The organism is Caballeronia sp. INML3B (assembly GCF_023631305.1).
Lineage (GTDB): Bacteria > Pseudomonadota > Gammaproteobacteria > Burkholderiales > Burkholderiaceae > Caballeronia > Caballeronia turbans.
In genome coordinates, this window is the sequence record NZ_JALQDI010000089.1 from 1 (window position 1) to 3665 (window position 3665).

Consider the following 3665-nt stretch of genomic DNA (forward strand, 5'->3'; position numbering starts at 1 on the left):
GTCAGCACGAAGCCGTCATCGATTTCATGTTGTTCGAGCGTGTAGTTCTTTTCCATCTTCACTTCGCCTTCGAGCACTCGGGCGCGGCACGTGCAGCACACACCGCCCTTGCACGCGTACGGCAACGCGAGTCCCGCTTTCAAACCCACATCGAGCACGCTCACGCCTTCATAGGGCAGCCGCAATTTGCGCTTCTTGCCGTCGATGATCAGCTCCAGATCCGCCGCCGGCGTGCTGTCCGTGATCTCGATGTCCGGCGCCCCGGCTTGCGGCAACGGCGTGCCGAAACGCTCCACGTGAATCTGCTTCGGCGCCACGCCCGCATCCTTCAACGCCGCTTCGGCTGCATCCATCATCGGGCCGGGGCCGCAGATGAATGCCTCGTCGATTTCCTCGGGCGAGAGCAGCGTCTCCAGAAACGCCTTGCACTTCGCCTGATCCAGCACGCCGTTGAACAACTCGACGTCCTGCAGATCGTCCGAGAGCACGTGATACAGCGAGAACCGGTCCATATACCGGTTCTTCAGATCCTCGAGCTCCTCGGCGAACATGATCGCGTCGACGCTGCGATTGCCGTACACGAGCGTGAAGCGGCTCGTCGGCTCCATATCCAGCGTCGTCTTGATGATCGCCAGCACCGGCGTGATGCCCGAGCCGCCCGAGAACGCCACGTAGTGCTTCGCGTGATCCGCGTTCAGATGCGTGAAGAAGCGCCCGTCGGGTGTCATCACCTCGATCTCGTGGCCGGGCTTCAGGGTATCGAATGCGAAGTTCGAGAAGCGCCCGCCACGCACGCGCTTGATGCCGATGCGCAATTCGCCGTCGCGATCGTAGTCGGTCACGCCCACGCAGATCGAATACGAACGGCGCGTCTCCTCGCCATCGATATGCGTTTTGAGCGTCACGAACTGACCTTGCGTAAAGCGAAACGCATCGCGCAGCGCCGGAGGCACTTCGAACGAAACGGTGAGCGCATCGGCGGTTTCGGGGCGGACCTCACGGATGCGCAGCGGATGGAATTGCGGAGTCGCCATGTTTTTCGGCTCGCTTTTCAATGGAGTCAGTTCAGTACGGCTTGAAGTAATCGAACGGCTCGCGGCAGTCGATGCAGCGGTACAACGCCTTGCACGCCGTCGAGCCGAATTGCGCCAGCTTCTCGGTGTGCGTCGAGCCGCAGCGCGGGCACGCGATCGTCGCTTTCGTATAGGGCACGAAGCGGATGGGCTTTTCGAGGCCGCTGCACGCTCCCGTCGGCGGTGCGATGCCGTAGCGGCGCAGCTTCTCGCGCGCTTCGTCGGTGATCCAGTCCGTCGTCCACGCGGGCGCCAGCACCGTCTCGATGCGATGCGCACCGAGCTCGGCCCGATCGATCGCCTGCGCAATATCCTCCGCGATCTGCGACATCGCCGGACACCCCGAGTACGTCGGCGTGATCACCACTTCGAGCACGCCATCGTCGCCGTGACGTACCTCGCGCAGAATGCCCAGTTCGCGAATCGATACCACCGGAATCTCCGGATCGGGCACCGCTTCGAGCACATCCCACGCGCGTTCGATGGTTGCGTTGGCGGTATTCATTACCAGCTCGCGCCCGGATGTTGACGCGCCAGGCTCTGCATCTCCGCGAGCAGATAGCCCATGTGCTCCGAGTGCTCACCGTGCTTGCCCGTCGTGACGTGCTTCACTTCTTCGGGCGCGGTGAGCGTGGCCTCTTCCAGTGCCGATGCGACCTCGTCACGCCATGCCGCTTCGAACTCGCTTGCGAGCGGCGCGATGCCCGCATCGGCGACGGCCTGCTCGATTGCATCGGTGGCGAAGAACTCGCGCGTGTACGGCATCAGATAGTCGAGCGCGGCCTGCGCGCGACGATGCGACTCGTCCGTGCCATCGCCCAGACGCACCAGCCAGTCGCGCGCATGATGCAGGTGATAGCTCGTCTCCTTGATCGACTTCGCCGCGATCGCCGCGAGTTGCGCATCGCTCGATGTTTGCAGCGCGCTCCACACTTCGATCATCAGCGACGAATACAGGAAGTTGCGCACGATCGTCACCGCGTAATCGCGCTCGGCGCGCGCCGTGCCCGCGAGCGGCCCGAAGTGCGGCAACTCCGCGATCGTGTAGTTGGCGAACTCACGCTCGGTGCGAAAGTACGCGTAATCGTCTTCGGTCTTCCTGCTGCCATTGAGCGCGGCTTCCAGCGACGCCGCGTGCGTGTACAAGAGCCGCGCCTGGCCGATCAGATCCAGACTGATGTTCGCCAGCGCGATGTCTTCTTCCAGTGCCGGGCCGTGACTGCACCATTCGGCATTGCGCTGCCCGAGGATCAGCGCATTGTCCGCCAGACGCAGCACGTAGGCGAGATGGTCCTGACTCATGGCTCTTTCGCCCTTACATGTGATTGATTTCGTCGGGCAGCACGAAGAACGTCGGATGCCGATAGATCTTGTCGCCCGCGGGCTCGAACAATTCGCCCTTGTCCGCCGGGTCCGATGCGGTGATCGCCGCCGACGGCACCACCCAGATGCTCACGCCTTCCTGACGGCGCGTGTACACGTCGCGCGCCATGCGCAACGCCACACCCGCATCCGGCGCGTGCAGGCTGCCGCAATGCTTGTGATCGAGTCCCTGCTTGCTGCGCACGAACACTTCCCAGATCGGCCATTCCTTGCTCATCTTCATCGTCTCCCTGTTCATGCAGCTTGTTTGTGGGCGCGGGCCTTGTGCTTCTCCGCGTAGGCGAGTGCCGCTTCGCGCACCCATGCGCCTGCGTCGTGCGCCTTCACGCGCGTGGCGAGGCGCTCCTTGTTGCACGGGCCGTCGCCGTTGACCACGCGCCAGAACTCGTCCCAGTCGATCTCGCCGTAGTCGTGCGCGTTTCTTTGCGCATTCCACTTCAGATCGGCATCGGGCAGCGTGACGCCCAGAATCTTCGCCTGCTCGACAGTCGCGTCGACGAACTTCTGGCGCAGGTCGTCGTTCGAGATGCGCTTGATGCCCCACGCGAACGACTGGCCGCTGTGAATCGAGTCCTTGTCGCTCGGGCCGAACATCATCAGCACCGGCCACCACCAGCGGTTCACCGCCTGTTGCACGAGGTCCTTCTGCGCTTGCGTGCCCTTCATCATCGCGAGCAGCGCATCGAAGCCCTGGCGCTGGTGGAACGACTCCTCCTTGCAGATGCGGATCATCGCGCGGGCATACGGCCCGTAGGTGCAGCGGCACAGCGGTATCTGATTCATGATCGCCGCGCCATCGACCAGCCAGCCGATCACGCCGACATCGGCCCAGGTGGGCGTCGGATAGTTGAAGATGCTCGAGTACTTGGCCCGGCCCGCGTGCAGCGCGGCGACGAGCTGATCGCGCGAGACGCCGAGCGTTTCAGCCGCGCTGTAGAGATACAGGCCGTGGCCGCCTTCGTCCTGCACCTTCGCGAGCAGGATCGCCTTGCGCTTGAGGCTCGGCGCGCGGCTGATCCAGTTGCCCTCGGGCTGCATGCCGATGATCTCCGAATGCGCATGCTGCGAAATCTGCCGCACCAGCGTCTTGCGATAGGCCTCGGGCATCCAGTCCTGCGGCTCGATCTTGCCGTCGGCTTGCATCACCGCGTCAAAGCGGGCCTGTTCGGGTGCGGCGGCGCCAGGGGCCGCTTCGCTTGTGTGCGTGGG

At 63.8% G+C, this 3665-nt stretch carries 5 protein-coding genes; all 5 read right to left on the reverse strand.

Annotation, left to right across the window (positions count from 1 at the left end; all coding sequences use genetic code 11):
- Positions 1 to 1034: 1,2-phenylacetyl-CoA epoxidase subunit PaaE (gene paaE, locus NCS58_RS33945; RefSeq protein ID WP_250491512.1), on the reverse strand; the 1034-nt coding region annotated here is incomplete at its 3' end.
- Between the two features lie 31 nt (positions 1035 to 1065).
- On the reverse strand, positions 1066 to 1578 hold the full coding sequence (gene paaD, locus NCS58_RS33950) for a 1,2-phenylacetyl-CoA epoxidase subunit PaaD (protein ID WP_250539039.1): 513 nt from the start codon (positions 1576 to 1578) through the stop codon (positions 1066 to 1068).
- A complete protein-coding gene (paaC, locus tag NCS58_RS33955; protein ID WP_250478528.1) occupies positions 1578 to 2375 on the reverse strand; it encodes a 1,2-phenylacetyl-CoA epoxidase subunit PaaC in 798 nt (265 codons plus the stop codon). Before paaC ends, paaD begins: the two co-directional genes overlap by 1 nt.
- A gap of 13 nt (positions 2376 to 2388) precedes the next feature.
- Positions 2389 to 2673, reverse strand: a complete 285-nt coding sequence (gene paaB, locus NCS58_RS33960; protein ID WP_061122015.1) for a 1,2-phenylacetyl-CoA epoxidase subunit PaaB — start codon at positions 2671 to 2673, stop codon at positions 2389 to 2391.
- Positions 2674 to 2690: 17 nt separating this feature from the next.
- Positions 2691 to 3665 (reverse strand): 1,2-phenylacetyl-CoA epoxidase subunit PaaA (paaA, locus tag NCS58_RS33965; protein ID WP_250539040.1); only part of this gene is annotated, 975 nt, incomplete at its 5' end.

Coding starts and splice junctions, on each gene's coding strand:
- paaD (WP_250539039.1), bottom strand. CDS start 1,578: ATGAATACCGCCAACGCAACCATCGAACGCGCGTGGGATGTGCTCGAA.
- paaC (WP_250478528.1), bottom strand. CDS start 2,375: ATGAGTCAGGACCATCTCGCCTACGTGCTGCGTCTGGCGGACAATGCG.
- paaB (WP_061122015.1), bottom strand. CDS start 2,673: ATGAGCAAGGAATGGCCGATCTGGGAAGTGTTCGTGCGCAGCAAGCAG.